The sequence below is a fragment of the Streptomyces sp. NPDC058086 genome (genome assembly GCF_042885015.1).
In the GTDB taxonomy this organism is placed as follows: Bacteria; Actinomycetota; Actinomycetes; order Streptomycetales; family Streptomycetaceae; genus Streptomyces.
This window is the reverse complement of record NZ_JBHVST010000085.1, coordinates 44,776-46,445: the sequence shown is the minus strand read 5'-3', so window position 1 is coordinate 46,445 and position 1,670 is coordinate 44,776. Positions and strand designations below refer to the sequence as shown.

Here is a 1,670-nt window from a genome sequence, read left to right as displayed (position 1 = left end):
TCGGAGGCGTCACCGGCGGAACGGTCGGAGGCGTCACCGGCGGAACAGTCGGAGGCGTGGTACCGGGAGGCGTCACCGGCGGGACCGTCGGAGGCGTCACCGGCGGAACGGTCGGAGGCGTCACCGGCGGAACAGTCGGAGGCGTGGTACCGGGAGGCGTCACCGGCGGGACCGTCGGAGGCGTGGTACCGGGAGGCGTCACCGGCGGGGTGTTGACGTTGCCCCCAGGCTCGTTCCCGCACCTGTTGCCGAACGCCGGGTTCAGCAGGGCGACGACGTCGACCGAGTTGCCGCACGCGTTCACCGGAACGTCCACCGGGGCCTGGGCAACGTTGCCCGACAAGACGCCGGGCGAGCCCTGGGTCTTGCCGGACGCCAACGAGCCGGAGGAGCCGCCCTGCGAACCCGAGCCGTTGGTGCAGGAGTTCCCGAAGGTCGGGTTGAGCGCGCCGATCACGTTGACAGTGTTACCGCAGGCGTTCACCGGCACGTGCACCGGAACCTGAACGCTGTTGCCCGACGCGACGCCGGGTGAGTCCGTAGCGCTGGCGTCCGCGTGCGAGTCCGCGAACACGGGGGTGCCGTACAGGGACAGGATGCTCGTCGCGGCCGCGGCCACGACCATTCCCCTACTCAGGTTCTGTCGCAATCTCGTTGTCTTCCTGCTTGAAAGAAGTGAGGAAAGCCGGCCTTGGAGCCGAAAGAGCGACCCAAGGCCGACCGTGATCCAGCCGGGAAGGCTGATGCTGTCGCGTCAGTGGTTGGCGCAGCTGTTGCCGAACGCCGGGTTCAGCAGGGCGATGACGTCGACCGTGTTGCCGCACACGTTGACGGGGACGTGAATGGGGACCTGAATCACATTGCCCGAGAGGACACCCGGCGAGCCGACGGCGGAACCCTGGGCACCGGCGTCCGCGAAGGCCGGGGCACCCATCCCCAAGGCCATGATCGCGCCGGCGACAACAACAGCGCTCTTCTTGTGCTTCACGTAATTTCCTTTCTCTGCGGTCATGGCCCTATGACGGCCGAAACCGAGCGAGCACACCTTGAGCGGCTCGCACCACGACCTGCAGTCTGTAAACGATGGAGGACCGTCCGAAGAAACTAAAGAATGTGCGTCGCTTGGGAATTCACTCGAATCGCCCTGCACTCGAATCGGCATCGAGGTGCACACGAACACCCATACGGGAAGGAACGGTTCCCTTAATTGCGTTCTGCAGGGCCGACAGGACCTGTTCCCGCTCTCACATCAACCCGGCGGTCCTGGACTGGTTTCGGTGATTCACCCGATCAGCCCCATTGGGCCATCAGGGTGAATGGGAGCAACCAAGGGCGTCCGCGGCGGTTGAACCAAGGCGCTCCGATGGACGGGGTTTCTTCAGAATGGATCCAGCCAGTGATCAAGAAGGTTATGACCGCCGCCGCGGTCACCGTTTGCGCCGTCGGCGCTTCCGCTGCTGCCGCGCCGCAGGCGCTGGCGATCGGGAATGACGGTGGGACGACGTCCGTCAGCGGCGCCGGTGCCGCCCAGTCGTTCGGCAACTCGGCGACCACGGGGAACATGAGCCCTCAGATGGGGCTCATCCAGGGCTCGCTGAACAAGCCCTGCGTCGGCCTGCCCGCGAAGGCCAACGTGGGCTCGCTCGTCGGCGTCGTCCCGATCGCCGTCC

General features: G+C 66.3%; 3 protein-coding genes. 1 reads left to right on the top strand and 2 read right to left on the bottom strand.

The annotated features are described in order from the left end of the window. Nucleotides 1–625: chaplin (locus ACFVWD_RS42485; RefSeq protein ID WP_389603284.1), on the bottom strand; the 625-nt coding region annotated here is incomplete at its 3' end. A 129-nt stretch (nt 626–754) separates the two neighbouring features. Next, nucleotides 755–1,012, bottom strand: a complete 258-nt coding sequence (locus tag ACFVWD_RS42480) for a chaplin (RefSeq protein ID WP_389603279.1) — start codon at nt 1,010–1,012, stop codon at nt 755–757. A gap of 384 nt (nt 1,013–1,396) precedes the next feature. Here ACFVWD_RS42480 and ACFVWD_RS42475 point away from each other — a divergent pair. Next, nucleotides 1,397–1,670, top strand: a 274-nt coding sequence (locus ACFVWD_RS42475; RefSeq protein WP_389603278.1) for a rodlin, incomplete at its 3' end; no start/stop codon positions are given.

What these genes read in the sequence shown, in the direction of transcription:
- ACFVWD_RS42480 (WP_389603279.1), bottom strand. Translation starts at nt 1,012, where the DNA reads ATGACCGCAGAGAAAGGAAATTACGTGAAGCACAAGAAGAGCGCTGTT.